The organism is Rufibacter sp. JT20002, assembly GCF_056491185.1.
Genome location: NZ_JBSZJY010000004.1, coordinates 95,949 through 122,693, shown reverse-complemented (window position 1 = coordinate 122,693; position 26,745 = coordinate 95,949). Strand labels below are relative to the sequence as shown.

At 48.7% G+C, this 26,745-nt stretch carries 19 protein-coding genes; 9 read left to right on the top strand and 10 right to left on the bottom strand.

From position 1 onward, the window contains the following. The first annotated feature begins 102 nt into the window (after nt 1-102). On the top strand, nt 103-399 hold the full coding sequence (locus ACW9SV_RS17395; protein WP_479558039.1) for a sll1863 family stress response protein: 297 nt from the start codon (nt 103-105) through the stop codon (nt 397-399). A 241-nt stretch (nt 400-640) separates the two neighbouring features. Here ACW9SV_RS17395 and ACW9SV_RS17390 read toward each other — a convergent pair whose 3' ends face one another. Together ACW9SV_RS17390 and ACW9SV_RS17385 are read right to left on the bottom strand one after the other, a co-directional pair. Continuing rightward, entirely contained in the window at nt 641-1,051 is a 411-nt protein-coding gene (locus tag ACW9SV_RS17390) for a response regulator (RefSeq protein ID WP_479558038.1), read from the bottom strand. A 1-nt stretch (nt 1,052) separates the two neighbouring features. Then, complete coding sequence (locus ACW9SV_RS17385) at nt 1,053-2,909, bottom strand: PAS domain-containing sensor histidine kinase (protein ID WP_479558037.1); 1,857 nt, start codon at nt 2,907-2,909, stop codon at nt 1,053-1,055. A gap of 581 nt (nt 2,910-3,490) precedes the next feature. Here ACW9SV_RS17385 and ACW9SV_RS17380 point away from each other — a divergent pair. Next, nucleotides 3,491-6,307 (top strand): S8 family serine peptidase, encoded by a 2,817-nt coding sequence (locus tag ACW9SV_RS17380; protein WP_479558036.1) that lies wholly within the window; start codon nt 3,491-3,493, stop codon nt 6,305-6,307. A 110-nt stretch (nt 6,308-6,417) separates the two neighbouring features. Here ACW9SV_RS17380 and ACW9SV_RS17375 read toward each other — a convergent pair whose 3' ends face one another. After that, nucleotides 6,418-8,697: an aconitate hydratase gene (locus ACW9SV_RS17375; RefSeq protein WP_479558035.1), complete on the bottom strand. Its 2,280-nt coding sequence runs from the start codon at nt 8,695-8,697 to the stop codon at nt 6,418-6,420. A 152-nt stretch (nt 8,698-8,849) separates the two neighbouring features. Here ACW9SV_RS17375 and ACW9SV_RS17370 point away from each other — a divergent pair, with 152 nt between their 5' ends. Beyond that, entirely contained in the window at nt 8,850-10,097 is a 1,248-nt protein-coding gene (locus ACW9SV_RS17370; RefSeq protein ID WP_479558034.1) for a peroxiredoxin family protein, read from the top strand. A gap of 101 nt (nt 10,098-10,198) precedes the next feature. Here ACW9SV_RS17370 and ACW9SV_RS17365 read toward each other — a convergent pair whose 3' ends face one another. Next, the gene (locus tag ACW9SV_RS17365; RefSeq protein WP_479558033.1) at nt 10,199-11,176 is read right to left on the bottom strand and encodes a polyprenyl synthetase family protein; all 978 of its coding nucleotides are present in this window, start codon (nt 11,174-11,176) and stop codon (nt 10,199-10,201) included. 105 nt (nt 11,177-11,281) lie between these two features. On the opposite strand from ACW9SV_RS17365, the gene ACW9SV_RS17360 reads away from it, so the two are divergent. Next, the gene (locus ACW9SV_RS17360; protein ID WP_479558032.1) at nt 11,282-12,139 is read left to right on the top strand and encodes an alpha/beta hydrolase family protein; all 858 of its coding nucleotides are present in this window, start codon (nt 11,282-11,284) and stop codon (nt 12,137-12,139) included. Continuing rightward, entirely contained in the window at nt 12,139-12,621 is a 483-nt protein-coding gene (gene folK, locus ACW9SV_RS17355) for a 2-amino-4-hydroxy-6-hydroxymethyldihydropteridine diphosphokinase (RefSeq protein WP_479558031.1), read from the top strand. Before ACW9SV_RS17360 ends, folK begins: the two co-directional genes overlap by 1 nt. Nucleotides 12,622-12,777: 156 nt before the next feature. Here the strand turns inward: folK and ACW9SV_RS17350 are convergent, their stop codons facing one another. The 3 genes from ACW9SV_RS17350 to ACW9SV_RS17340 form a co-directional block, all read right to left on the bottom strand. Beyond that, a complete protein-coding gene (locus ACW9SV_RS17350; protein WP_479558030.1) occupies nt 12,778-14,676 on the bottom strand; it encodes a polysaccharide biosynthesis protein in 1,899 nt (632 codons plus the stop codon). A 50-nt stretch (nt 14,677-14,726) separates the two neighbouring features. Continuing rightward, nucleotides 14,727-15,602 (bottom strand): ACP S-malonyltransferase, encoded by an 876-nt coding sequence (gene fabD, locus ACW9SV_RS17345; protein WP_479558029.1) that lies wholly within the window; start codon nt 15,600-15,602, stop codon nt 14,727-14,729. A gap of 153 nt (nt 15,603-15,755) precedes the next feature. Further along, nucleotides 15,756-18,524 (bottom strand): T9SS type B sorting domain-containing protein, encoded by a 2,769-nt coding sequence (locus ACW9SV_RS17340; RefSeq protein WP_479558028.1) that lies wholly within the window; start codon nt 18,522-18,524, stop codon nt 15,756-15,758. A 347-nt stretch (nt 18,525-18,871) separates the two neighbouring features. On the opposite strand from ACW9SV_RS17340, the gene ACW9SV_RS17335 reads away from it, so the two are divergent. The 4 genes from ACW9SV_RS17335 (at nt 18,872) to ACW9SV_RS17320 (ending at nt 23,102) form a co-directional block, all read left to right on the top strand. Further along, nucleotides 18,872-19,564: a succinate dehydrogenase cytochrome b subunit gene (locus tag ACW9SV_RS17335; RefSeq protein ID WP_479558027.1), complete on the top strand. Its 693-nt coding sequence runs from the start codon at nt 18,872-18,874 to the stop codon at nt 19,562-19,564. Nucleotides 19,565-19,574: 10 nt separating this feature from the next. Then, entirely contained in the window at nt 19,575-21,488 is a 1,914-nt protein-coding gene (locus ACW9SV_RS17330) for a fumarate reductase/succinate dehydrogenase flavoprotein subunit (protein WP_479558026.1), read from the top strand. Nucleotides 21,489-21,633: 145 nt separating this feature from the next. Further along, nucleotides 21,634-22,386: a succinate dehydrogenase/fumarate reductase iron-sulfur subunit gene (locus ACW9SV_RS17325; RefSeq protein WP_062542169.1), complete on the top strand. Its 753-nt coding sequence runs from the start codon at nt 21,634-21,636 to the stop codon at nt 22,384-22,386. A gap of 191 nt (nt 22,387-22,577) precedes the next feature. Further along, nucleotides 22,578-23,102, top strand: a complete 525-nt coding sequence (locus ACW9SV_RS17320) for an NADPH-dependent FMN reductase (protein WP_479558025.1) — start codon at nt 22,578-22,580, stop codon at nt 23,100-23,102. 163 nt (nt 23,103-23,265) lie between these two features. On the opposite strand, the gene ftsZ is transcribed toward ACW9SV_RS17320, so the two are convergent. Genes ftsZ through ACW9SV_RS17305 form a run of 3 tightly spaced genes read right to left on the bottom strand, consistent with a single transcriptional unit; the run spans nt 23,266 to nt 26,734 of the window. Then, nucleotides 23,266-24,777: a cell division protein FtsZ gene (gene ftsZ / locus ACW9SV_RS17315; protein WP_479558024.1), complete on the bottom strand. Its 1,512-nt coding sequence runs from the start codon at nt 24,775-24,777 to the stop codon at nt 23,266-23,268. A gap of 23 nt (nt 24,778-24,800) precedes the next feature. Beyond that, nucleotides 24,801-26,138 carry a cell division protein FtsA gene (gene ftsA / locus ACW9SV_RS17310; protein ID WP_479558023.1) on the bottom strand — a complete coding sequence of 446 codons (1,338 nt, stop codon included), beginning with the start codon at nt 26,136-26,138 and terminating at the stop codon, nt 24,801-24,803. An 8-nt stretch (nt 26,139-26,146) separates the two neighbouring features. Further along, nucleotides 26,147-26,734: a cell division protein FtsQ/DivIB gene (locus ACW9SV_RS17305; RefSeq protein WP_479558022.1), complete on the bottom strand. Its 588-nt coding sequence runs from the start codon at nt 26,732-26,734 to the stop codon at nt 26,147-26,149. Between the last annotated feature and the right edge of the window lie 11 nt (nt 26,735-26,745).

The window sequence follows — 26,745 nt, the reverse complement described above, 5'->3', positions numbered from 1 at the left end:
CCATGGCAGGCCCCTTTTACGGGACAATTCCCTTCATGGTGGAACATTTTCTGCTCACCAAAGTACTTAAAAAGCAAAAGGAAACTACTAACCCAGACAAATATGGATACCTATAATCTTAAACCGGAGAACATGCGTGCCCCCGAGCACCTGAATGAGAACGAGATACGCAAGAGTTTAAATGAATTGGATGCCAAGATAAAGGTGTTGCAAGGGCGGGCCCACGCCACCACCGCCGATTCGCAGAACACCTACCACGAGCACATAGCGGCCTTGGAGGCCAAACGAGCCCTCATCGCGCAAAAGCTTGACAACTCTTCCTCTGCTACCGACAGCACCTGGAATGAAATCAAACGCAGTTTAGACGACCTCACAGACGGAATCAAGAAACTGTTCTAGATTTCACCTGTTAAAGAGGTGGTTTTTGCTAAAGCCATAGGTTCCTCTATTTTTCAATAAAAGGGTAGTAACAGCCCTTTGATTGAACGTTAGAAAAAGGCCTGTTTTTAGGAAAACTGTTATGAAAAAGTCGTTTCGGGGCTGCTTTAATCAAAGCAGCCCCGAAACGACTTTTCTATTGTAGAACAAGCAGACACAAAGCTTTCTGAAACCTCTTACTGGCTTTAAGAAACTTTGATTTCTAGATGGCAGAATACTGTTCTGAGATAATATGAAGGATCTCAGTGGTCAAAGGCTTTGAGAAGAAGTCGTTCACCTCCGAGAGATTCCGGGCATGGGTGATGTCGTTTTTGTCCACCGCAGATGACAGTACAAAAAGCAGGCACTTCTCGGTTAATTCAAGCGGAAACTTGCGGTACTCTTCAATGAACTCCCACCCATCCATGCCGGGCATGTTAATGTCCAGGAAGATGATCTCGGGGAATTCCTGCGGGGCGTTGTTCACCAAACCACGCAAGGCATCCAAAGCTTCTTCGGCCCACAAAAAGCTGTTCACGTTTTCAGCAAACTGCTGACTTTTAATCACACTTTCGCAAAGGAAATTGTGGATTTCATCATCATCAATCAAGAATACTTTTTGGTATTTCGTCATTTTATGGTGCTACTTGAAAATAAACTTTAAACGTGGATCCCTGCCCTACCGCACTTTCCAGTTCTACCCAGCCCCCCATGGACTCTGCCTGGGTTTTAATCATGTGCAAACCTACACCTTTGCCTTCAATATGCGGGTGAAAACGGCGGTAAAGGCCAAAAACTTTTGCGCCTTGTTTAACCAAATCAATGCCTAAACCATTATCCTGTATTTGGAGACACAAATACCCCTTTGAAAATAGGGTTTTAATATGGATTTCCAAACGGCGGGAAGGCGCCTTGTACTTAAGGGCATTGGAAAGCAAGTTGAAAAAAATACTGTGCACGTAGCCTTTTACCCCCAGCACGTATTGCCCTGCGGTAAAGTCAAGGGTGAGGGCTGCCATCTCTTTGGCCAGTTGCACCGCCATACTATCATTTACCTCTTTGAAAACCTGCTTCAGATCTACCTTTTCCAAAGCCTGATCAGCCTTACCCCTAATTGTAAGAATATCGTTCAGGTCCCGGATGGTAGAATCTAAAAGTTGAGTGGTCCGCTCCAGTTTTGAGAGAAGCACCCCATTGAAGGGGTCTGCCAGATTTTGCCGGTTGTACAGGCTGGTGAGCCCCACAATGTTAGCCACGGGAGCCCGTAGGTTATGCGACACAATGTAGGCAAACTGCCGCAGGTGTTCGTTTTGGCGGGCCATTTCCTCAGTGAGCCTAGCTTTTTCGGCCTCGGCCTGTTTTCTTTCGGCAATCTGCCGGATGGAGGTAAAGCTGAACGTTTCGTGCTCGAAATTGAAATAGTTAAGGTGAACCTCTACCGGATGCAGTTGCCCGTCTTTGGCCCTGAACTCCGTTTCCAAGGTCAAGCTTTTAAGCCCTTCCAGTTCAGCCCAACGTGTCCGCCACACCTCCTCCGTAAACTCTGGAGCAACATCAATGAACCGAATCTGCAACAGTTCTGCCTCAGTGTAGCCCAGAAGCGCACAAGCGGCCCGATTTGCCCGTAGAATTTGGGCGTCTGAACGGCTCCAGAGGAAGGCATCAGAAGCGCGCTCAATAGAGAAGTCAGCGAAGCGCAGTTTTTCCTGCATTCGCTTGCGGCGGGTAATGTCATTGGCGCTACCGTCAATCCTGAACATTCTACCCTGGTCATCAATCTGGGCCGTGCACCGGGTAATCAACCATTTTTCTTCCCCAGAAGCCGCCTTGATTCGGTACTCCAAAAGGAACTGCTCCCTGGAAAGCTTTATTTTAGGCAGGGATTCCTCAAACAAAGCTCTATCCGCGGGATGCACCAGGTTAAACCACAAATACTTGTCCGCAAAGAACTGTTCAGGGGAATAGCCCAATATTTGTTGGCATTGAGGGCTGATGTAGGTCATCTCCATCTTTTCATTAAAGGAGAAAACCACCTCCACAATGTTGTTCAGGATAGATTGGGCATATTGCTCCGCCTCAGACAGTTGTTTCTCTGCTAATTTCCGGGCCGTAATATCGTGCACCACCACCAGGCGCCTTCCGGAGGTTCCTTCGATGGGGGCTAGTTCATGCGAGACAATCTCTACTTGCAGTTCTGTTCCGTCTTTCTTTAGGTGTACCCACTCCCCGGCATGGTGAAGCACCTCTCTGGATTGGCCCACCAGCTTAAGAATCTGGGGGTGATGATAGTCGGGTCGAATGTCTTTGATGGTCATCTGCAGGAATTCTTCCCTTGAGAACCCATACAGCCTCACCGCCGCCGCATTCACCATCAAAAACCGGAGGCTGTCTGTATCAAAAACCCACATAGGCAATGGGTTATGATCAAACAACAAGCGGTAGTCATCCCCTTGCTCAGGAACTGAAATGCTATCCAAAGAATCTCTTTTCATTTGCGCATCAGGTTCTCTCCCCCTGCAGCAGGTAAACTCTACACAAAACTAGGATATAAGCTGGTTTTCTTTCTAGAATACAACCCTGCTTGTAAGCGCTCGCTTTAAATCCCTGTCTTGAACGGTGGTTTTTAAATATTTTTTAAAATTAAGTCGATAAATATTATCCTCCAAAAAAATATAACTCTGCCTTTATCACTAGCTTTGCAAAAACTTTGAGAAATGAAGTAAAAGCTAGGCATATTCTTCAATATCTGAACAAAAATTACCAAAACTTAAAGCAACTATAATTAACAATTTATAACAAAAACAATATGAAACTTACTTCCCAAATATTCCCCAAAGAAACCAAACTTTTAAAACCATATTTTTAATTGAAATTTTTATATAGATTAGGAATATCTTAATAAAAGTCTATTATCTTTCTAACAATCGTCTAAAAACACCAAAATAGGATATACTTGACCTCCCCCTGTTGCGTATGGATGTAAGAACCCCACAACACGAGTATCTACCAAGTGATTAGTTAATTAGAACAAAAATTTAAAGTTGCCTTTGATACTACTTATACTTTAGAATAAATGAACTACCGCCCTTACCTACTTTCCCTTATCCTGCTTTTATGCTGGGGAAGCCCGAATACAGCTGCTTGGGCACAAAACGTACCTAAGACAGAACCCAATACCCTTGTCTTCAAACTAAAGCCTACCGCATCTACTGCCTTGAACAGGGCTGCGGGCCCGTCTGCCATTCAACAGGTGGTACAACGCGTCGCCTCCGGAAAGGTAGAGCAGAAGTTTCCTAAAGCCTCTCCTGCGTTGGCTAAGACCGCAAAGAAAAACGCGGTAGATCTTTCGCTGGTGTATGAGATGCGCTACAACAGTGGGCAATCCTTTATGCAGATCAAAAAGCAACTGCTAGGCACAGGGTTGGTGGAGTACGTTGAGCCTTTGTATTTGCATGAGCCTTTACACTTGCCCAATGACCCAAGGGCAGACTCTGTCTCTGGTGCCCAGGATTATCTAAAGAGAATCAAAGCCTACCAGGGTTGGGATGTAAGCAAAGGCGATACCTCTGTCGTAATTGGCATCTTGGATACGGGTGTGCGATTAACGCACGAAGACCTTAAGAACAACTTGAAATACAACTATGCTGACCCAATGGACGGCATAGACAATGATGGCGATGGGTTTGTAGATAATTTCAGAGGATGGGACATGGCCGATGGAGACAATAACCCGACGGCAGATGCCAATGGCCATGGCACCATTGTAACGGGGATTGCGTCGGCCCAGGCAAATAACGGATTAGGGATCACCGGTTTGGGGTACAATGCCAAGTTCCTTCCTGTAAAGGTGTTCGCTTCAACTTCAAGTGGTTCGTTCAGAGGGTATGAAGCCATTGTGTATGCCGCCGACCATGGATGCAAAGTAATCAACCTATCTTGGGGCGGGGCGAGCTTTGCGTCTTCTTTTGAACAAGACGTGATAAATTACGCCGCCATCAACCGGGACGTGGTTATCATAGCCGCTGCCGGCAACACCAACGACGAGCTTGATTTTTACCCTGCTTCTTACCAAAACGTGGTTTCGGTTGCAGCTCTGGACGCTAATGACGTGAAAGGCGCCCAGCACACCTATAGCCACAACATAGACATGGGTGCCCTTGGGGTAGGAGTATATTCCACTGGCAATGGAAGTGACGCCCACTACGGACATGGCACCGGATCTTCGTATGCTTCGCCTATGGTAGCAGGGGCAGCAGCTCTATTACGCAGCCATTTTCCTTCGCTTAACGCTTTACAGATAGCAGAACGTCTACGGGTGACCTCTGATGACATATATGCCATCGCCGGAAATGCCAATTATAATGAGAAATTAGGCAAAGGCCGATTGAATGTATACCGCGCTTTAACGGAGCCCTCTCCTATCTCGGTGAGATTGACCACCTGGAACCTGAACAGCGATGCTGGCTTAGAACCCGGAAGCGAGGTAAACCTTATCGGTAGTTTCACGAACTACCTGGCTCCTGTTTCTGGGTTAACGGCCAACATCACCTCTACCAGCCCTTACGTGCAGATTCTACAAGGAGGCTTTTCTATACCCAACTTGGGAACTCTGGAAAGCATTGGAAACGGATCAGCTCCCTTTAGTTTTAAGATCAAACCCAACACCCCCGCCAATACACAGGTAACCTTCCGCGTAGGGTTCTCCAACGGCTCTTACTCAGACTTCCAATACATCACTTTGATCCTCAACCCCGACTTCTTAACCACGGATGTCAATAATCTGAATGCGTCTGTGATGAGTACCGGTAACGTAGGGTACAACGGCTTAAATTACAGCCAAGGCAAGGGAGTGGTTTACCGGGGAAGCGCTCCGCTGTTAGCAGAGGGAGGCTTACTGATCGGGTATTCTGAGACGCATGTGTCTGACAATATCAGAAATGAAAAAGGCACCACAGACCGTGACTTCTACGCCGTGACCAACCTGCAGCGCAAACGCAATGTACCGCAAGCAGACTTCTTTGGGTCCAATGTCATGGAAGACTCCCTGACTTCCATCAAAAAGAAGAGCCTAAGAATTCAACAGAATGTCTATGCCTGGTCAGATGCGCCCAACCGTGATTTTGTAGTATTAGAGTACATTCTGACGAACCGCTCATCCGATTCCATCTCTGCCGCGCACGCAGGCATGTTCGCCGACTGGGATATTATCTCGGCCTCCAAAAACGTAGTCGAATGGGATAATGAATTGAAGATGGGCATCATCCGGCACAAGACCGATACCAGTCTCTGGACGGGCATCCAACTCCTGACCACCGGTGCTCCCAGCTTCTACGCCCTTGACAACACCACCGGAACCGGAAACATTAACATGGCCGATGGGTTCTCCACCCAAGAGAAATACTTGGCACTTTCTAGCGGCATCCAGCGGGAAAAGGCCGGGTTTGAGGAAGGCAAAGACGTGTATTACATCATCTCTTCCGCCATCAAAACCTTAGCACCCACTGAGAAAGATACCGTTGCTTTTGCGTTGGTGGCAGGGCAAACAAGAGCGGAATTAAGAAAGAACGCTAAAGCCGCCCTACTTAAATATGATCGCATTCAGGGTTCCGGAACGGTTACTTCTACTCCGGGCCTGATCGCCGATAAAGCGGTCACGCTGTTCCCTAACCCATCCCAAGGAAAAGTGACTGTTTCTTTTACCTCACCCATGCAGCAGTCAGGCGTTTCTTTACAGCTGGTAGATAGCCGGGGCCAAGTAACTCCACTAGGCACCTTCCAGAGAAAAGAAAAAGTTGACTTTGACTTCTCTCACCTAACTTCAGGAATGTACTACCTCCGGTTTGTCTCCGCTGCAGGAACAACCACTCAAAAACTGGTGCTCACCCGATGAAAACTTGCTTCTAGCCTGTTTTTCTAAAAGGTGGCTAAAAACAAAATGCATTATAAAACAGAAGAGGCGGCCAAATGGCCGCCTCTTCTGTTTTATAATGCATAAGCTACTTAAGCTTGTTGCTGTTGCTGTAAGCGAATCAAATTCAACGCAGCTCCAGCCTTGAACCACTCAATTTGTCCTTGGTTGTAGGTGTGGTTCACCTCAAAGGTATGGGTAGTACCATCTTGGTGCGTTAATCTCACCTGCAACGGAACACCAGGAGTAAAGGAAGTCAACCCGATTACGTCAATCAGGTCATGCTCCTGCACGTGGTCGTAGTCTTCCTTGTTCGCGAAAGTCAACGCCAACATTCCTTGCTTTTTCAGGTTGGTTTCGTGGATACGGGCGAAAGACTTCACCAACACCACTTTCACACCCAAGTGACGCGGCTCCATGGCAGCGTGCTCACGCGAAGAACCTTCGCCGTAGTTCTCGTCTCCAACTACTACGGTACCAATACCAGCAGCTTTGTAAGTACGGGCCACTTTAGGCACTTCGTCATGTCCTTCTCCAACTACCAACAGGTTTCTCACTTTGTTGGCTTCGCCGTTGAACGCGTTGATGGCACCAATTAGCATGTTGTTGGAGATGTTATCCAGGTGACCACGGTATTTCAACCAAGGTCCTGCCATAGAGATATGGTCGGTGGTACATTTCCCTTGGGCTTTGATCAACAATCTCAAACCCGTCAGGTCTTGTCCGTTCCAAGGCTCAAACGGCTCCAGCAACTGAAGACGGTCTGAAGTTGGGTTCACCACTACACTTACTTGGCTTGGATCAATGGCCGGAGCCACGTAACCAGCGTCTTCAACGGCAAAACCGTTTACTGGGAACTGGATACCGGTTGGCTCATCCAGTTTCACCTGCTCACCGTTTTTGTTAGTAAGGGTGTCAGTTAATGGGTTGAAGGTTAAGTCACCGGCAATTGCGAACGCCGTCACGATCTCAGGCGAAGCCACAAACGCGTGGGTGTTCGGGTTACCGTCGTTCCGTTTCGCGAAGTTACGGTTAAACGAAGTGATGATAGAGTTTTTGCGTTTAGGATCATCGGTGTGACGAGCCCACTGCCCGATGCACGGACCACAGGCATTCGCCAATACCACGCCACCAATTTCAGAGAAAGTACCTAAGATACCATCGCGCTCTGCGGTGTAACGCACTACCTCAGATCCTGGGGTAATGGTGTATTCTGCGTTTACCACCAAACCTTTTTCAACGGCTTGTTTAGCCAAAGAAGCCGCACGGGTTAAGTCTTCGTAAGAAGAGTTGGTACAAGACCCGATCAAACCTACTTCCAGTTTAGCTGGCCAGTTGTGCTCACGCACAGCCGCTGCAAACTGAGAGATTGGCCAGGCCGCATCTGGCGTAAACGGTCCGTTCACGTGTGGCTCCAACTCGCTCAGGTTAATTTCAATCAGTTGATCGTAGAACGCTTCTGGGTTGGCGTATACCTCCTCGTCGGCACGCAGGTGCTCTGCCACCTGGCTAGCCAAGTCAGCGATTTCACCACGCTCAGTATGTCTCAGGTAATCGGCCATAGTCTCATCATAGGCGAAAACAGAGGTAGTAGCCCCAATCTCGGCACCCATGTTACAGATGGTAGATTTACCAGAGCAAGAGATGTTTGCGGCACCCTCACCAAAGTATTCTACAATGGCACCGGTACCACCTTTTACGGTCAAGATACCTGCCACTTTCAGGATAATGTCTTTTGGTGCAGCCCAACCGCTTAATCTACCGGTTAGTTTTACCCCAATGATTCTTGGGAATTTCAATTCCCAAGCCATACCGGCCATTACGTCAACGGCATCGGCACCACCCACACCAATCGCGATCATACCCAAACCACCCGCGTTAGGCGTGTGAGAGTCGGTACCGATCATCATTCCGCCCGGGAAGGCATAGTTCTCAAATACCACGGTGTGGATAATACCCGCACCTGGTTTCCAGAACCCAATACCATATTTATTGGATACAGAGGCTAGGAAATCATACACCTCTTTGTTTTCTGTATAAGCCTCGGCCAAATCCTGGTCAGCACCCACACGGGCCTGGATCAAGTGGTCGCAGTGTACTGATGAAGGTACCGCTACAGTTGGACGACCAGCTTGCATGAACTGAAGCAAAGCCATCTGAGCGGTTGCATCCTGCATGGCAACGCGGTCTGGCGCGAAGTCAACGTAGGACTTACCCCGCTCATACGCCTCCGTAGCGGAACCATTATATAAGTGGGCGTAAAGAATTTTCTCAGTTTGTGTTAAAGGCCGGCCAACTGCCGTACGTGCTGCCGCAATCCGGTCACCCAGATTCGCATACACCGCCTTGATCATGTCTACATCAAATGCCATAGATCTGCTTTGTATTTTTTAAGTTCAGTGCTACTAACGTCGCGCACAAATGTCGCAAACAGAACACTTTTACACAAGTGTTTAAAACACCCTATCTGCAAAGGTTCTTAGTTGCCTGTTGCAAATTCAAGGGTGTACCGTACTTTTACAGGATGAACAAGATTTCCCTTTCCAGATTCTCCTTTTTTGCCCTTTTCACGGCATCTCTGGGTTTTCAGGCCTGCTCCTCTTCTTCGTCAGATGAGTTAAGCAGTGGTTCCTGGCGTGGTATCATTAAGGTAAGTGGCCAGGAAATGCCGTTCAACTTCACCGTTTCTGAACAGGACGGGAAACAAGTTGCCCATCTCATTAACGGAGATGAGAAAATTTTGATCAATGAAATTTCACATCAGCAGGACAGTGTACGCCTTCAGATGCACATTTTTGATGCTGCCCTCATTGCCAAACTGGAGGGAAGCCAATTGAAAGGGCGTTGGGAACGGAAAGACCAAGCCCAGCCTTACAGCCTTCCTTTCACCGCCGAGCACGGGAAAACAACCCGTTTTTCTGAAAACCCTGCCAAACCAGCCATAGACGTGTCTGGTAAGTGGGAAGTGGCTTTCACTGAGGAAGGCGGCAAGACCTACCCGGCCATTGGGGAGTTTGTACAGAAAGGCAATGCCCTGACCGGTACCTTCTTGACAACCACCGGTGATTACCGGTACCTACAAGGCGAAGTGGACGGAGACAAACTGAAACTGTCAGCTTTTGACGGAGCACACGCGTTCCTTTTCACCGCCACAGGCAACCAAGACGGCACCTTAAAAGGTGATTTTTACGCCGGCCAATCAGGCCATGAGGCATGGGTTGCCAAACGGAACGCTGACTTCAAACTGGCTTCCGCTGATACCCTCACCTACCTGAAACCCGGTTATGACCGCCTGGACTTCAGCTTCCCTGACTTGAATGGCAAGAAAGTCTCCCTTTCCGATCCGCAGTTCAAAGGTAAGGTGGTGGTCGCTCAGATTTTCGGGTCCTGGTGCCCCAACTGCATGGACGAGACCAAGTTCCTGGCTCCCTGGTATGAGAAGAATAAAAGCCGCGGGGTTGAGGTCGTAGGCCTGGGTTACGAGGTAAGCCCTGAGTTTGACAAAGCCAAAGCACGCGTGGAGAAGATGCGCGATCGCCTGAACGTGCCTTATACTCTATTGATTGGCGGCACCAAAGACAAAGAACTGGTAGCCAAATCGCTTCCGGCCCTTAACCATGTACTCTCCTTCCCTACCACTATCTTCATTGACAAACAAGGTAAGGTACGGAAGATCCACACGGGCTTTTCCGGCCCCGGGACCGGCAAATACTATGATGAGTTTGTGCAGGAGTTCAACAAGACCATTGATGAACTATTAGCGGAGAAATAAACCACATATAGGTTTTAAAACAGAAGCGGCGCCGATTTCTAAATCGGCGCCGCTTCTGTTTTAAAGGTGTTTTGGGGAAATAGGCAAAAAACGGAAAAGCCCTACTTCTCCCGCTCAATAGTATAGCGGATGAGTTGTTCCAGCGAGTCGCGTGATGGGGAGGCCGGAAAGGTGTGCAGAATCTGGAGGGCATCGGCGTGCAAGCTATTCATGCACTGGATGGAGTACTCCAACCCACCTGATTTTTTGACGAAGTCAATAACGGCGTTGATTTTATCGGCTTTGCCGTTGTTGTTTTTGACGTTGTAGATGACCCGGCGTTTGGTGAGCCAATCGGCTTGCTGCAGGGCATAGATCAGCGGCAATGTCATCTTCTTTTCCTTGATGTCGATGCCCACCGGCTTCCCAATCTCGGCGGTGCCATAGTCAAACAAATCGTCTTTGATTTGGAAAGCCAACCCTACTTTCTCCCCAAACAGGCGGGCGCGTTCCACCGTTTCCGCATCAGCCCCTACGGAGGCCACACCTACGGCGCAGCAAGAAGCAATAAGCGACGCGGTTTTCTGCCGGATGATGTCAAAGTACACATCTTCGGTGATGTCCAGGCGGCGGGCTTTCTCCATCTGCAGCAACTCTCCTTCGCTCATTTCGCGCACGGCGTTGCTCACGATCTTCAGCAAGCCAAAATCATCGTTATTCAGGGAAAGCAGCAGTCCTTTGGAGAGCAGGTAATCGCCCACCAGCACGGCAATCTTGTTTTTCCAGAGAGCGTTGACCGAGAAAAAGCCCCGGCGGTAGTTGGAGTCGTCTACCACGTCATCGTGCACTAGGGTGGCAGTGTGTAGCAGTTCAATCAGGGCGGCACCCCGGTAAGTGGCATCGGGGATCTGTTCCTGAATGAGCTTGGCCATAAAGAAAACGAACATGGGGCGCATCTGCTTTCCCTTGCGTTTCACAATGTAGCCCATGATCTTATCCAGGAGCAAAACGTTTGATTGCATAGACTGGCGGAATTTCTTTTCGAACTCCTGCATCTCAATTGCAATCGGGGCCTGTATCTGGTTTAAGGGGCTGCTCATCTTGGACCGCAATATTACGAGGCGCTGCCCTCAGAAGCAAACGCCGGGTTTGGATTTGCCGTTATTCGGGTGTTACTTCGTCGCCTTTTTCAGATATTCTTTTCCATGATACAGCGCGCAGACTTTCTTCTCTCCTCTCCGCACGGCCGGGACTTTGCCGTTGACGCCCGATGGCTCCAGGATAGTAACCCAAAACCGGTGATAGTGTTTGTGCACGGTTTCAAGGGATTCAAAGATTGGGGGCATTTCAACCTGCTCGCCGACTACTTTGCCCGGCACGGCTTTGTATTTGTGAAGCTCAACCTTTCGCACAACGGCGTAGAACCAGACGGCGCTGATCTGACCAACATGGAAGCCTTCGGGAACAACAATTTCTGCATTGAGCTAGACGATGTGGGCACGCTGCTGGAGCACCTGAAAGACAACCCTGCCCAGATTCCTGCCGAGGAAATGAACCCCGATTTCATCTTTCTGATTGGCCACAGCCGCGGGGGCGGATTGGTGCTTTTGAAAGCCACCGAGGCCGCGCATGTTACCGGGGTGGCCACTTGGTCTGCCATCAGTGACATAGACCAACGATGGTCACCGGAGGTCATGGATCGCTGGAAAAATGACGGGGTGCAGTACATCCACAACGTCCGGACGGGGCAGCAAATGCCTTTGTACTACCAACTGGTGGAGAACTTCCATGCCAACCGGAACCGGTTGAATATTCCAAAAGCAGTGGAGAAATTGAGCATGCCCTTACTCATCCTGCACGGTGAACAAGACGAGACCTTACCAGTGCAGATGGCGCATGACCTGCATGCCTTGAACCCTTTTGCCGAGCTGTACTTGCTGCCCAATGGGGATCACTCCTTTGGAGGACGTCACCCGTATGCGCAACCAGAGCTCCCTGCCCTTGCCAAAGCCGCCGCCGATAAAACCATCACGTTCTTCCAGGAAGCCCTAAACCGCCTATAATGACTTCTTTGTACTTGTTATTGGGCAGCAACTTGGGCGACCGCGTGTTTTACCTTACAGAAGCCACCACCCGTTTAGAAGCCCTTTTCGGGAAAGCAGCGCAAAAATCAAAGTTCTATGAAACTGCGGCCTGGGGCCTCACTGATCAGCCCTCGTTTTTAAACCAGGTGTTGGTTTTCAGGACGGGGTTCTCTCCCAGAGTGGTGCTGGCTCTCACCCAACGGACAGAACAGGAACTAGGTAGAATTAGGAAGGAACGCTGGGGTGCCCGGGTCATTGACATAGACCTTCTTTTTTACGGGCAAGCGGTTATGGAAACGGCGGAACTCCACCTGCCCCACCCCCAACTTCACCTCCGCCGGTTCACGTTAACTCCCTTAGCAGAAGTTTGCCCAGACTTTATGCACCCCGTTCTTCAAAAGACAATCACTGAGTTACTGAAAGAGTGCCCAGATCAGTTAGAAGTAAAACCTATTACTTGATGTGTTAATGATGGGATGATTGGAAGTAAGGAGTTCTATTAGAAACCCCAGAAGATTAGGTAAAATCCTTAAATAGAACTTTTGGGTTTACTTTCCGGAAAACAGGAAAAAAAGGAAGAAGAGGTTTGCTTTACCAGCTAATGGCTCATTAGCAAATTACCTTCTGGTATCAAACTTCTGGTAAACGGAGTTCTGGCTCACGTATTCAGGAACCATCTCCTTCATCTTCTTGATGACCGCTACATTGTTTTGAGAGGTAAACAAATCAATGAGTACCTGAATCTCCTGGATAACTTTCTCGCTGTGCGGAGCAGGAAGGTTAGCCAGACTAATTTTAGGATGATCGGTGGCTTGAACGGATTCATTTTCGTGGAAGAGTTCTTCCTCCAGCTTCTCCCCAGGACGAAGGCCTGTATAAACTAATTGGATGTCCTTCCCCAAGGTAAGCCCAGAGAGTTTGATCATCTTTTTGGCCAAGTCTACAATCTTGATGGAATCACCCATATCAAAAATGTAGATCTCTCCTCCTTTGCCCATTGCCGCCGCCTCCAACACCAACTGGCAGGCTTCCCTGATAGACATAAAAAATCTAGAGATATCGGGGTGGGTTACTGTTACGGGGCCTCCCTCTTCAATCTGCTTCCGGAACCGGGGAATTACGGAACCCGTGCTGCCTAATACGTTCCCAAAGCGAGTGGTGATGAAGCGGGTTTGCTTGTTACCAGAATCGCGGAGATAATGGTCCATGGCCTGCACATACATCTCGCAGAGCCGTTTTGAGGCGCCCATCACACTGGTTGGGTTTACGGCTTTATCGGTGGAGAGAAGCACGAATTTCTGTACCTGGTACTTCACCGCCAAATCGGCCAGCACCTTCGTTCCTAGAATATTGGTATTAAGAGACTCAGTAGGGTTTTCCTCAATGACAGGAACGTGCTTGTACGCGGCGCAATGAAAGACAATCTCCGGCCTGAAACTCCGGAACATCGCTTCCATACGGGCTTTGTTGCAGATATCGCCTAAGACCACCTCAAAGTTCAGCTTCACGTACAGCTCGGTCAGCTCCAGTTCCAAATCATACAGGGCAGATTCTGCCTGGTCTAAGAGGATGAGTTGCTTTGGTTTAAACTTGATCAGTTGCCGCACCAGTTCGCTCCCAATGGAGCCCGCTGCCCCGGTCACCAGAATGGTGCGGTTCTGTAATTCATTATGCAGAAGGGGCGAATCGATCTCAATGGTAGGGCGTCCCAGTACATCCTCAATACGTACCTCCCTTATTTGCTTGAAACTGAGTTCCCCGTTGATCCATTTATACACGGGAGGCACCACCAACACCTGAACGCCCGCATTCAAACAAGCCTCCACTAATTGCCTTCTTCGGGCAATAGGCAGTTGCTGAACCGCTACTATAAGCAAGTCAATCTGCAGGGAGGAAAGCTGATGCGCCAAATCCTGGGCTGGGCTCTGAATCGGAACCCCGTTTATGATCAGGCTTTGCTTTTGGGCATCATCATCCAGGAAAGAAACAAAATGGTAGTAGGTGCCCATGTCCTGTTGCAGGGTCCTCAAGGTGATGGTTCCTACTTCGCCTGCGCCAAAAATGGCAACATTTACCTTATGGGTATTGGCATGGGTCCACTCATAATGCACAATCTTGGCCCATCCCCTGAACAACGACAACGCCAGAATGCAGCCTAAATAGTCAATCAGGAGAACCGAGATGGGAATGAAATTCTGGTATCCCAGAACCTTGTTGTAAACCAATTGGGCAACCACCAACAGAAAGGAACTGGTGGTTAACGAAAGGAATAGCTTACGTAGGTCATCCAAGCTGGTGTAGCGAAGAATACCCGCAAACGTTTTGCCATAGTAAAATGCCACCGCCCGTACCGCCAGTACAATGGGCAGCATCTGGGCAACGGAGAGCTCGGTGTACTTCTTTAAATCAAAGTTAAACCGCAGCAGGTAGGCTATGAAAAAAGAGAGGGCACACAAACAGATATCAATTCCAAAGACGAGCTGTTTTGGTAATTTCTGCTTGAAAATCTGCTGCATGTGCCCCATCTGATTACGTGTGCCTAAAACCGAAGAAGAAAAGGATAAGTTTAGCTTACCTGCCCTACTTCTGCGTTCTTATCAATCTTCTTAACCAACCCTTGCAATACCTTACCAGGTCCGCACTCAATGAACTGGGTAGCCCCATCAGCAATCATTTGCTGCACCGACTGGGTCCAGCGAACCGGAGCGGTCAATTGCTTGATTAGGTTCTGCTGGATCTCCTGTGGGTCTTGGTGTGGTTTAGCATCTACGTTTTGATACACTGGGCAGATTCCTTGGTTGAATTGAGTCTGCATAATAGCTTGCTCTAGTTCCGCCTCGGCAGATTTCATTAACGGAGAGTGGAAGGCCCCTCCTACCGGAAGAATCAACGCACGCTTAGCACCGGCGGCTTTCATGCGCTCGCAAGCTTCTTCTACCCCGGCAATGGTACCAGAGATTACCAACTGGCCTGGGCAGTTATAGTTAGCAGCTACGACCACATCGTTCACCTCTGCGCAGATTTGCTCTACTTTTTCATCTTCCAGGCCTAAAATGGCCGCCATGGTAGAAGGCTGCTCCTCGCAGGCCGCCTGCATAGCCAAGGCTCTTTTAGAAACCAACCGCAACGCATCTTCAAAGGCCAGTACTTTATTGGCTACCAAGGCAGAAAACTCACCCAGAGAGTGACCAGCCACCATCTCAGGGGCGAAATCCTGGGCCACCGCAGCCTGAATTACTGAATGCAGGAAAATGGCTGGCTGGGTTACTTTCGTTTCTTTCAGTTCTTCCTCGGTGCCGGAGAACATGATATCGGTGATCCGGAAACCCAGGATCTCGTTGGCTCTTTCAAAAAGGTCCTTGGCGGCTTGGTGTTGCTCATACAAGTCTTTTCCCATTCCTACAAACTGAGCACCCTGGCCCGGAAAAACATATGCTTTCATGCGTTGCGTGTTAGAGTTGTTTTTAGGTTCCTTTCGCTTAAAAGGCTTAAAAACGGATGGTTTAGATTTTTGGTAATCGCAAAGATATAAAAATGGTGCCCATTGTAAGACAACAGGCACCATTGCTAATTTTCAATTAAGAATTACGGTTTTCTACCGGACTATCTCTACCCACCCTTTATAGGTTCTCACATCTGGTGTTCTTCCATAGAACTCCACTTCCACTTGGTAGAAATAGGTGGCATCTGAAAGGGCTTTGCCGCTGTTGTCCACCCCGCGCCAGTTCAAGCCTGGATCTCCGCTACCTTCAAAAACTTTGTTACCCCAACGGTTAAACACCCGCAGCGTAGCTCTTCTGATGAAGGTTGCTCCTTGTTTAGGGGTAAAGGTATCGTTTCTACCGTCTCCGTTTGGCGTGAAGATGTTAGGCAGCGAGAAGACAATACAGTTGTCTTTGCAAACTATGTTGCTTTGCTCTCCTTCCAAACCGTTCATATCAGTGGCTGTCACTACGTAACAACCCGCGTAAGAAAGCAAGTTTTGGTGAATGAACTGGTAAACCGCTGACCCGGTATTATCCACGGTGGCAATTTTCACAAACTGACCCTCGTCGGTCTCTCGGTAGTACAGCGTGTAGAAATCAATGGCTGTGGCATCGCAGCCCGGTGGCAACCTCCAGGTAAGTGTATTGGAGAATGGAGGTCCGTTTGGCACAAAGTTCTCATCACACACCAGTGGGTCAATCTCCAGCACCGGAACACATAACCTGGTCAGACACAAAATCTGGCTGTTGTTCAGGATAGGGTCTGGCAAGAAGGGATTATCGAAAGTACCCTTGGTTTGCACATAGGCGCAATACTGCCGACCCGGCAGCAAAGGAATTTCCTTGGTGTAGGTACCCGAGGTAGCGGTTGCCTGCACGCTATCATATTTCACAAAATTCCCGTTCCCTTGTGTATCCAGGTAGATGACATGGTATAGCGCTCGCGCAGGGGTGCTGGCGTTGTTCCAAGGCACATTATAGGTCCAGGTGAGTTCCATGGTGGGTCCGTTGGCTCGTCCACTCAGTCGAACGCTGGATGCCGATGAAGAATCCACTAAAACCGTAGGGCTACCGGTGGTACCAGAATGGTAGAACTCCACCCGATACGTGTATGAGGTATCTTCTGTATTCAGGTTATTATCGGTGAATACCGTGTCATTCAGGCTAGTAAAATTGTACCCAGGTACCGGCGTAAAAGCAGCGGTGGCACTCCGGTTCTGGCCTTGCACCCGCAACAAACGGTAAGAGAAAGGCGCCGTAAGTTGGGCAACATTCGCCGGCCGGGGCTTGCTCCATTCTACCCGTATTTTACCAGTGGTGGTGCTGGTTTCCGTAACGCTTACTTTGGTGATGGAGATAGACTCCAGCGTGGCGCACACCTCGTTAGAAGCAAGGCTTTCCCCTCCGGCAGGTTCCGGGAATCCGGCGTAAATACGGTAGCAATAAGTTTTATTACGCTCCAGCCCTTGACCATTGTTATTGTCCAGGAAGGTAACTACACCGGCGCTCACCTGCCCTACTAAGGTATAACCCGCCGATGCCGGGATACCAGTGGTACAGGTATCGGGCCTGAAGTCTGAGGGTCCCTCCCTCCGGTAGATGTACATGATGGTGGCATTCGGACAGACGTAGTTATTCCAGTTAAGCCGGATACTACTGCTAGACTGTGGCACCGCCGATACCAAGACCGGCGGCGGCCCGACAATGGTGATGCGCCACGGCTGCAGGTCTACCAGGGAGATTTTACAGGTGGTGGGCCTATCCTCTGCCCTGAACACTACCTGATAAGGCTCCCTACGCACATCCTGGCAGCTGGTCTGCCAGTTGAACACATGGGTGGTATCATTAAGCTTGGGAAAAGACGCCATGTTAGAAGCGGGAGGAAGCATACTCCCGATGGCAGAGATCACCACTGGGTCCTTGTCCGGATCTCTGGCCCGTATGGTGTCACGCAGGAAGGATCCAGCCACTATACAGGTGTCCTTAGGAATAAGAAGCCGGGGCGGTTGGTTTGTATCTTCCCGCACAAAAATTTGCATATCCCTGATTACTTGTCCAATCAATCGGCCATTACGCCACTCCTCTACCGCAAACGCAATGTTGAATTCCCCAAGTACGCTGGGGGTGTTCCAAGTCAACTGGCCTGTCCGGTTATTGAAACTGAAACCCGCCGGCGGACGAGTGTCATCCACTCGGCCCAAAAAATTGTCTAATCCCCGATATCCTGGAGCAGTTCTGCCTACAGGATTACCGCAAGCATCGGTACCATTGGAGATTCGGGGCTCCAACATTCTATAAGCGACACTATCCCCGTCAGGGTCATAGGCGCCTGGGTTATGCACGAAAACCTGGTTCCGGCCAGCCACATCAATTGGAATGGTTTGCAGAATAGGAGAACGGTTTATCCCTAAGAACGGGTCAACGGTGAGGGTACTCTGTAAGAAGAAGGTTTGCTGAACAGAAGAAGAGAGGTTTACAATACCCCCATTCCGGTTCTCCCCAACAAAAGTCGCCGTAAAGGTACCAGGGCCAGAGTAAATGTGCTCAAACCGGTAAATGTTCACAAAGGTGTTGTTCTGGCTAGGGCAACCCGGAGGAGAAATCAAGGTTCTGGACTCACGGGGCACGCGCTGGCTGGTGCAATCCCCAAAGTACAAGGTGGCTTCCAGATCCTCAAAAGGGGGCGGGGCCACACTGTACGTTATCAAGGTAAAAAAGAACCTGAGCGGGTTCCGGGCGGCAGTTGTATCACTTTTGATGTAAATGTTACCTGCGCGTAAGTGGGTGGCCTGTGCCTTGGGCGAGGCAACTATGGAGAAAAGGAACAGCCCAAACAGCACAAACAGGAAGGCTCTCAATTTGGGTAAAATTAGAGGCATATGGTAGCGTTTTGCATGCAGAAACAAAGATAGAAGAATCTCTAGACTGACCATGGACGATTACAACAAATTCATTGTACCATGGTTATATATGTACAGGTTTATGGCTATAACGAAAACTTGGTTCTACTGTTGTAATTCATATAATCAAATCCTGTTTTTAGGTTTTTTTTCCAAAAACAGTTCTAAAACAGGTACTACCCGTATGAAAGGCAATCCCTAGTAGCAAATAATTTAGATTCATTTAAAATAGAAGGTACAATTGCTTGAGAAAGCCGCGGCATGTACCTTTGAAAAGATTTAACCAATCCTTTACACACCTTATTTATCAACCTTAACACAACAAAATGAGTTGGTTTTCTAAAACGTTTTCCAGTAGCATTGGCCGCAAACTCTTGGTAGCCGTCACTGGTCTGTTTCTCTGCTCTTTTTTGGTGGTGCACCTGGTGGGCAACCTGCAATTGTTCAAAGGTGATGGAGGAGCTTCCTTCAACATCTACTCCCATTTCATGGCCACAAACCCCATCATCCGGACCATGGAGATTGTGCTGGTATTAGGCTTCGTGTTTCACATCTATGAGGCATTAGTGCTTACCCGCCGCAACAAGAGTGTAAGACCTGTGCAGTATGCCTACAACAGACCTCAGGACAACAGCAACTGGTCTTCCCGCAATATGGGTTTACTGGGTACCGTTATTCTCGTTTTCCTGATCATTCACTTGTACAACTTTTTCTGGCGCGCCCGCTTTGGCGAGCCTAACATGATTCCAATTGAGGGCACTGATTATGATGACTTGTACTCAGTGGTAGTGCAATCGTTTCATATCTGGTGGTATGTGTTAATCTATGTGCTAGGACAGATCGCTTTGGGATACCACTTGTATCATGGTTTCTCCAGTTCTTTCCACACCCTGGGATTAAACCACAAGAAGTACACGCCAGCTATCCAAAAGTTTGGTACTTTCTTTTCAATTGTGGTTCCGGCTGGTTTTGCCGCCATGCCACTTTACTTTTTCATCAAAGACGTTGTTTTGAGTTAAGTAGATCATTATGATTTTAGATTCAAAGATTCCTGACGGTCCATTGGCCGAGAAATGGGAAAAGCATAAATTCAATGTAAAGCTGGTAAACCCGGCTAACAAACGTAAATACGATGTGATTGTGGTAGGAACCGGTCTAGCCGGAGCTTCTGCCGCAGCCACCCTCGCTGAGTTAGGCTACAACGTAAAGGCATTCTGCTATCAGGATAGCCCACGTCGTGCGCACTCTATCGCTGCCCAGGGTGGTATCAACGCCGCTAAAAACTACCAGAATGACGGTGACAGTGTGTACCGTCTGTTCTATGACACCATCAAAGGAGGTGACTACCGCGCCCGCGAAGCCAACGTGTACCGCCTGGCGCAGGTAAGCGTGAACATTATTGACCAGTGTGTGGCGCAAGGGGTTCCTTTCGCGCGTGAGTACGGCGGGTTGCTGGCGAACCGATCCTTCGGGGGTGCGCAGGTAAGCCGGACCTTCTATGCCCGGGGCCAAACCGGACAGCAGTTATTATTGGGTGCCTATTCTGCCCTGAACCGTCAGATTGCTTACGGTAAAGTGAAGATGTACCCACGTACCGAGATGCTGGACCTGGTGATGGTAGACGGCAAAGCCCGTGGTATCGTGACCCGTCACCTGATCACAGGTAAAATTGAATCGCACAGCGCTCATGCCGTGATTCTGGCTACTGGTGGTTACGGAAACGTGTTCTTCCTTTCCACCAATGCCATGGGTTCTAATACCACGGCTATCTGGAGAGCCCATAAAAAAGGTGCTTTGTTCGCCAATCCTTGCTTCACCCAGATTCACCCAACCTGTATCCCGGTATCGGGCGGGTACCAGTCTAAGCTGACGCTGATGTCTGAGTCCCTCCGGAACGACGGTCGTGTTTGGGTACCTAAAGCAGTAGGTGATAACCGCCCGGCAGACCAAATACCGGAAGACGAGCGTGACTACTTCTTAGAGCGTAAATACCCATCTTTCGGTAACCTGGTACCACGTGACGTGGCTTCCCGTAACGCCAAACTGGCCTGCGACGAAGGACGTGGCGTAGGAACCACCAAACTGGCCGTTTACCTTGATTTCGCGGATGCCATCAAACGCGATGGATTGAACGCCATCAGCCAAAAGTATGGTAACCTCTTCGAGATGTATGCTAAAATCACTGGTGAGAACCCGTATGAGCAACCAATGCGCATTTACCCGGCGGTGCACTACACCATGGGTGGCCTTTGGGTAGACTACAACTTGATGACTACCATCCCTGGTTTGTATGCGACTGGTGAGTGTAACTTCTCTGACCACGGTGCGAACCGCTTAGGAGCTTCGGCCCTGATGCAAGGCCTGGCCGATGGTTACTTCGTGATCCCTTACACTATTGGTGACTACCTGGCGCAAAACCCAACCACTCGTATTGAAACAAGCCACCCGGCGTTCAAAGAAGCAGAGGCGAAAGTACAGTCAGATGTGAACCGCCTTTTAAGCATCAACGGAACCAGAACGGTAGATGATTTCCACAAAGCCTTAGGTCTTCTGATGTGGGATTACTGCGGTATGGCCCGTAATGCCGAAGGTCTTCAGTATGCCAAGCAGGAAATCAGAAAACTCCGTGATGAGTTCTGGAGAGATGTGAAAATCCTGGGTGTAAACGAAGAACTGAACATCACCTTAGAGAAAGCTGGCCGTGTGGCTGACTTCTTAGAACTTGGTGAACTGATGGTGGATGATGCCTTGAACCGCAATGAGTCTTGTGGTGGTCACTTCCGTGAGGAGTACCAGACTCCGGAAAACGAGGCCCTTCGTGACGATGAGAACTACACCTACGTAGCTGCGTGGGAGTACACCGGTCCTAACCAACCGTCTGTGCTACACAAAGAGGAGCTGAAGTTCGAGAACGTGAAATTGACACAGCGTAGCTACAAATAATGGATAATTAAGGATTAGGAATAAGAATTAAGAGGCGACAACCTTTGTTCTATACATAAGAACTCCTCTTCTTCTGATTCCTAATTCAACATTCTTAATTCTTAATTAGAAAGAAATGGCTGGTAATAATCCAAACAGCAAACCAATGAACCTGACGCTGAAAGTTTGGAGACAAAAGAACTTTCAATCAGCGGGTAAGCTGGAAACATATCAAATTAAAGATATCTCCCCAGAAATGTCTTTCCTGGAGATGATGGACGTACTGAACGAGGACTTGCTCCTGAAGGGCATTGATCCGGTTGCCTTTGACCATGACTGCCGCGAAGGTATCTGCGGGATGTGCAGCTTGTACATCAACGGTCGGGCGCACGGTCCTGAGCGTGGCACTACCACGTGTCAGTTGCACATGCGCAAGTTCTCTGACGGTGACACCATCACCATTGAGCCTTGGAGAGCAGGTCCGTTCCCAGTATTGAAAGACCTTTGCACCGACCGTTCTGCCCTTGATAGAATTCAGCAGGCGGGTGGATACATTTCTGTGAACACAGGTGGTGTGCCAGATGCAAACGAAATTCCGATTCCAAAATCAATTGCCGACAAAGCATTTGATGCGGCAACCTGTATCCAGTGCGGTGCGTGTGTAGCCGCCTGTAAGAACGGTTCTGCCATGCTCTTTACTTCAGCCAAGGTATCTCAGTTGGCGTTATTGCCACAAGGTAAGGTAGAGCGTAAAACACGCGTGGAGAACATGGTAGCCCAAATGGATAAGGAAGGCTTCGGAGCTTGTACCAACATTGGTTCTTGCGCGGCTGAGTGTCCAGTAGGTATCTCTTTAGAGAACATTGCCATGCTGAACCGCGAGTACATCAACGCTTCTTTCACGTCTGAGAACGTTTAAGAGCAACTGATTCAATAAACAAAGGCGAAGCTTCGATAAAGGAGCTTCGCCTTTTCTTTTTGGCCTTGTTCCTGAAAATTGGCCTAAAATCACAGCCAGATGGTTCCTCATCTGGCGGAGAAGCGACCAAAAGCAAAAAGCAGTAACTTTAGCCCTGCATATGCTGTTATCTAAGCTAAACCTATATCTTAATGATACTAATTATATCCGGCACCAACCGGCCTAATTCCATCACCCTGAAGGTTGCCAAATTGTACCAGGAGCTCCTCTCGACGAGAGGGCAAGTTTCGGAGATACTTGATTTGCAAGACCTACCGCTTGATTTTGCCTCCCCTACCTTATACAAAAGCGAATTATACTCTCAGGAATTTATCACCCTGAGAGAGCGCGTGGCCGCGGTTCAGAAGATCGTATTCATTGTGCCGGAATACAATTGCTCATACCCAGGGGTTTTAAAAGCGTTTATTGATGGCTTGGAATACCCAGATGCATTGCGCTGGAAGAAAGGAGCATTGGTAGGCTTATCTACCGGTAGCCAGGGCGGAAACATTGCCCTCAGTCACCTCACAGATGTGTTGCATTACTGCGGATTGCATGTTCTGGCCCAGAAACCCCGGTTCCCTTATATCCATAAACACATGCAGGAAGGCCAATTTACCAACGCTTTATACCGTCAGCTTCTAGAAGAGCAGATTGAAGAATTCCTTTCCTTCTGAGGCGGAGTTTTTTCCTTTCTAAGGGGAAATGAGGTTTAGTCTGTGATTAGACAGCCTTCAACAACTAACACCGTTTGCCGAAATAAAGAAAACGAACCATAAAAAAGAAGCCCTGAAACGCAATCCGTTTCAGGGCTTCTTTTTTGAAAACAGGGCTAAAGGCCTAGTCTACATTATCGTGTAGGAAACGGTTGTCTCCTAAAAGCTCATTGTCATCATTCAGGTTGAAGCGAGAGATTTTCTGCTCAGCCGAAGGAATTACATTTTCCAATTGCACATTTCTGCGCAGGTAAGCAGGCACCTCCAGTTTTTCTTTGATAGAAGCATCTGAATAAGCATCAGCGCTCAATCTACGAAGACGCTCACGGCGCTCATCCATTCTGTTCTGCTGCGGATCTCTTATCTCCTGAACCGGCTCTGGCGTGATGATGGTTTCCTCTTCATACGAAGGAGAGATCATGCCGCTGTCAGAATCCAGGTCAAAAACGATCCGGTTGGTGTTCTCTGCTACGGGGGCTGGTTTACGCACCGGCTCATTGGCTACCAACTGGGTAGCAGAAGCTGGAGGGGTTACCGAATACGTGGCAGAAACCACAGGAGCTACTGGCTCTACAACTTCCTCAGTTAAGGCCTGAGGCGCAGTTGCTCCGGTTGGTGCTGCTGCCTCAATAGACTTTTTTGGGGCTGGCAGGCTTTCGATTTCGCGTGCAAAACCTGTAGCAATTACCGTTACCCGGATGCTGGTACCCAAAGAAGAATCAATACCATGACCGAAAATCACTTCAGAGTCATCGCCTGCTTTCTCCTGGATGTAATCCGTAATCTCGGTTAATTCATCCATTTCCAATTCAGCCTGGTCACCAGACATGATGGAAAGAAGAATTTTCTGGGCCCCGTGGATATCTGTGTTGTTAAGCAACGGAGAAGACAATGATTCTTCGGCAGCACGTAAGGCTCTGTTTTCGCCTTCTGTAATGGCAGAACCCATTACCGCGGCACCAGAATCTTTCATGACCGTTTTCACGTCTTCAAAGTCTACGTTCACCTCAGAAGTCACCGTGATGATCTCGGCAATACTTTTGGCGGCAGTAGTTAAGACGTTATCTGCTTTAGCAAACGCCGCCCTGATAGGCAGGTTCCCAAACATTTCACGTAATTTATCATTAAGGATAACCAGAACGGTGTCACAGTTCTCACTGAGTTCTTTTATCCCGTTATCGGCAGCGGTGCGTTTTTTACGCCCTTCAAAAGCGAAAGGAGCAGTTACAATACCCACTGTCAGGATGTCCATCTCCTTCGCCACTTTGGCAATCACCGGAGCGGCACCAGTACCTGTTCCACCACCCATACCCGCGGTAATGAAAACCATTTTGGTATGGGCCCCCAACAACTCTCTGATCTCTTCTTTGCTTTCTAAGGCAGCTTGCTTGCCACGCTCCGGGTTAGCCCCGGCTCCCAGACCTTCGGTAAGAGTGGTACCAATCTGGAGTTTGTTAGGCACACTGCTGCTTTTTAACGCCTGTTCATCGGTATTGCACACCACAAACTCCACGTCCTTAATGCCTTGGTTGAACATGTGGTTCACGGCATTGCTTCCTCCCCCGCCAACACCAATTACCTTGATGATGGATTTGGAGTGTGATGGCACATCAAACTTATACGATGAAAAACTCATGTTATCTCTCCTGAAATTACGCGTTAATAGTTCTGTTGCTTATCGTCAAAATCATCGATCAGCATGCTTTTGGTACGCTCCACAATTTTACTGAAGAAACCTACCCCACCTCCACTGTTGCTAGACTTCTGAACTGGTTTTACTTCATTTGTGCTCCGGACAACCGGAGTGTTAGCCATCTCTGTGTAGCGGTTCACCCGCTCATCCAGTGCCTGGTAACCTGCCAAAACTAAACCAACGGTAGTTGCAAACATGGGGCTTTTAACAGAGTCTATCTTGCTCTTTCCCAAATGCTCATTCGGATAACCGATACGGGCATCAAGGCCTGTCAAGTACTCTACTAACTGCACCAGGTTCTGCAGTTGTGCACCGCCTCCGGTAATCACAACACCTGCCGCTAATTGGTTGGCATACCCGCTTCTAACAATTTCTGAGTAAACGAGTTCAACAATTTCCTCCATTCTTGCTTCAATAATGAAAGCAAGGTTTTTCAAGGAGATTTCTTTTGGTGTCCGGTCACGCAAGCCAGGGATGGAAACGATCTCATTATCAGAGGCTTCGTCAGCAATCGCTTTCCCAAAACGCACCTTCAACTGCTCTGCCTGGTTTTGCATGACCATGCATCCCTGCTTAATATCAGAGGTGATGATATTGCCTCCGAAAGGAAGAACTGCCGTATGGCGAATAATATTGTCTTTGAAAATAGCCAGGTCTGTGGTACCACCTCCAATGTCAATCAGAGCCACACCGGCTTCGCGCTCTTCTTCGCTCAGCACAGACATGCAAGAGGCCAAGGGCTCCAGGATCAATTGGTCAATCTCCAATCCGGCACGGGTAATGCACTTGGTGATGTTATTCACCGCGTTAGACTGAGCCGTGATGATGTGGAAATTGCCCTCCAGACGCACGCCAGACATACCCACTGGGTCCATGATGCCATCTTCGTAATCCACTTTGTAGTCTTGTGGCATTACGTGAATGATCTCACTTCCGGGAGGAGTTACCAAACGGTACATGTCATTGGTAAGACGGTTCACGTCCTCAACGGTGATCTCGCTGTCTAAAGACGTGCGGGTGATGCTCCCATTGTGTTGCAAGCTCTTGATATGCTGCCCGGCAATACCCACATTCACTACCTTGATGTCAATGCCAGATTGCTCCTCTGCCTGTCTTATCGCTTTCCGGATGGCTTCAACAGTTTTGTCAATGTTGCTCACCATGCCCCGCACTACCCCCTCAGATACTGCTTTGCCCAAGCCAAGGATCTCTAGCTTCCCATACTCATTCTTTCTACCTACCAGCGCGCAAATTTTGGTTGTTCCAATGTCTAAGCCTACAACTATTTTGTCGTTCTGCGTCATGTTGTTATCTATTCACAAATAATCTGATCCTTGTATTCTACATTCAAGCGGCTGTACTTGTCCCAGCCCACCACTGGCATCACTTCCTTATAGAAGATGAAAAGCTTTTTAAACTTCTCCTGCACATGAACCGGTTTCCCAAATTCTATGCGCTGATCTCCCACTTGCGTCAGGAAGCTCACTTTGCCTTTCTGGTCAATGTCCATATGGGCTAGTTGGGCGTTCCAAAACGGGTCATTTTCAATGTACCGTAGCAGAGACAAATATGCGATGCCCACAGAGTCCTGAAAAAAAGAACTAGCCTTAGATGTCTCCACTGAAGCTGTCACAGGAATGACATGGGCTGTGTACAGGGAAGACAAAGGCAGTTGATTTCCTTCTTCGTCCAGATACACGTCCTTTTCAGTGCTTAGCAACCTGGCAATAGGCCGGTTTTGCTGTATGGAGACATTTATATTTCCCTCCAGATCACGAGAGACCTCCGCCTGCCTCACAAATTTATGCGATTTAATTCGCATTTCCAGTCGCTTGAGGTCAATCTCCTCTTTTTTCATTCCCGTGAGCGGCTGACTTCCATTTCGGGTCAGCAGCGCCATTACTTCCGATT

Bases quoted from the DNA above. Each gene is read 5' to 3' on its own strand.
- ACW9SV_RS17375 (WP_479558035.1), bottom strand. From the start codon at position 8,697: ATGGCATTTGATGTAGACATGATCAAGGCGGTGTATGCGAATCTGGGT.
- fabD (WP_479558029.1), bottom strand. From the start codon at position 15,602: ATGAAAGCATATGTTTTTCCGGGCCAGGGTGCTCAGTTTGTAGGAATG.
- folK (WP_479558031.1), top strand. From the start codon at position 12,139: ATGACTTCTTTGTACTTGTTATTGGGCAGCAACTTGGGCGACCGCGTG.
- ACW9SV_RS17380 (WP_479558036.1), top strand. From the start codon at position 3,491: ATGAACTACCGCCCTTACCTACTTTCCCTTATCCTGCTTTTATGCTGG.
- ACW9SV_RS17385 (WP_479558037.1), bottom strand. From the start codon at position 2,909: ATGAAAAGAGATTCTTTGGATAGCATTTCAGTTCCTGAGCAAGGGGAT.
- ACW9SV_RS17325 (WP_062542169.1), top strand. From the start codon at position 21,634: ATGAACCTGACGCTGAAAGTTTGGAGACAAAAGAACTTTCAATCAGCG.
- ACW9SV_RS17350 (WP_479558030.1), bottom strand. From the start codon at position 14,676: ATGCAGCAGATTTTCAAGCAGAAATTACCAAAACAGCTCGTCTTTGGA.
- ACW9SV_RS17395 (WP_479558039.1), top strand. From the start codon at position 103: ATGGATACCTATAATCTTAAACCGGAGAACATGCGTGCCCCCGAGCAC.
- ACW9SV_RS17390 (WP_479558038.1), bottom strand. From the start codon at position 1,051: ATGACGAAATACCAAAAAGTATTCTTGATTGATGATGATGAAATCCAC.
- ACW9SV_RS17370 (WP_479558034.1), top strand. From the start codon at position 8,850: ATGAACAAGATTTCCCTTTCCAGATTCTCCTTTTTTGCCCTTTTCACG.
- ftsZ (WP_479558024.1), bottom strand. From the start codon at position 24,777: ATGAGTTTTTCATCGTATAAGTTTGATGTGCCATCACACTCCAAATCC.
- ftsA (WP_479558023.1), bottom strand. From the start codon at position 26,138: ATGACGCAGAACGACAAAATAGTTGTAGGCTTAGACATTGGAACAACC.
- ACW9SV_RS17360 (WP_479558032.1), top strand. From the start codon at position 11,282: ATGATACAGCGCGCAGACTTTCTTCTCTCCTCTCCGCACGGCCGGGAC.
- ACW9SV_RS17320 (WP_479558025.1), top strand. From the start codon at position 22,578: ATGATACTAATTATATCCGGCACCAACCGGCCTAATTCCATCACCCTG.
- ACW9SV_RS17330 (WP_479558026.1), top strand. From the start codon at position 19,575: ATGATTTTAGATTCAAAGATTCCTGACGGTCCATTGGCCGAGAAATGG.
- ACW9SV_RS17365 (WP_479558033.1), bottom strand. From the start codon at position 11,176: ATGAGCAGCCCCTTAAACCAGATACAGGCCCCGATTGCAATTGAGATG.
- ACW9SV_RS17305 (WP_479558022.1), bottom strand. From the start codon at position 26,734: ATGGCGCTGCTGACCCGAAATGGAAGTCAGCCGCTCACGGGAATGAAA.
- ACW9SV_RS17335 (WP_479558027.1), top strand. From the start codon at position 18,872: ATGAGTTGGTTTTCTAAAACGTTTTCCAGTAGCATTGGCCGCAAACTC.
- ACW9SV_RS17340 (WP_479558028.1), bottom strand. From the start codon at position 18,524: ATGCCTCTAATTTTACCCAAATTGAGAGCCTTCCTGTTTGTGCTGTTT.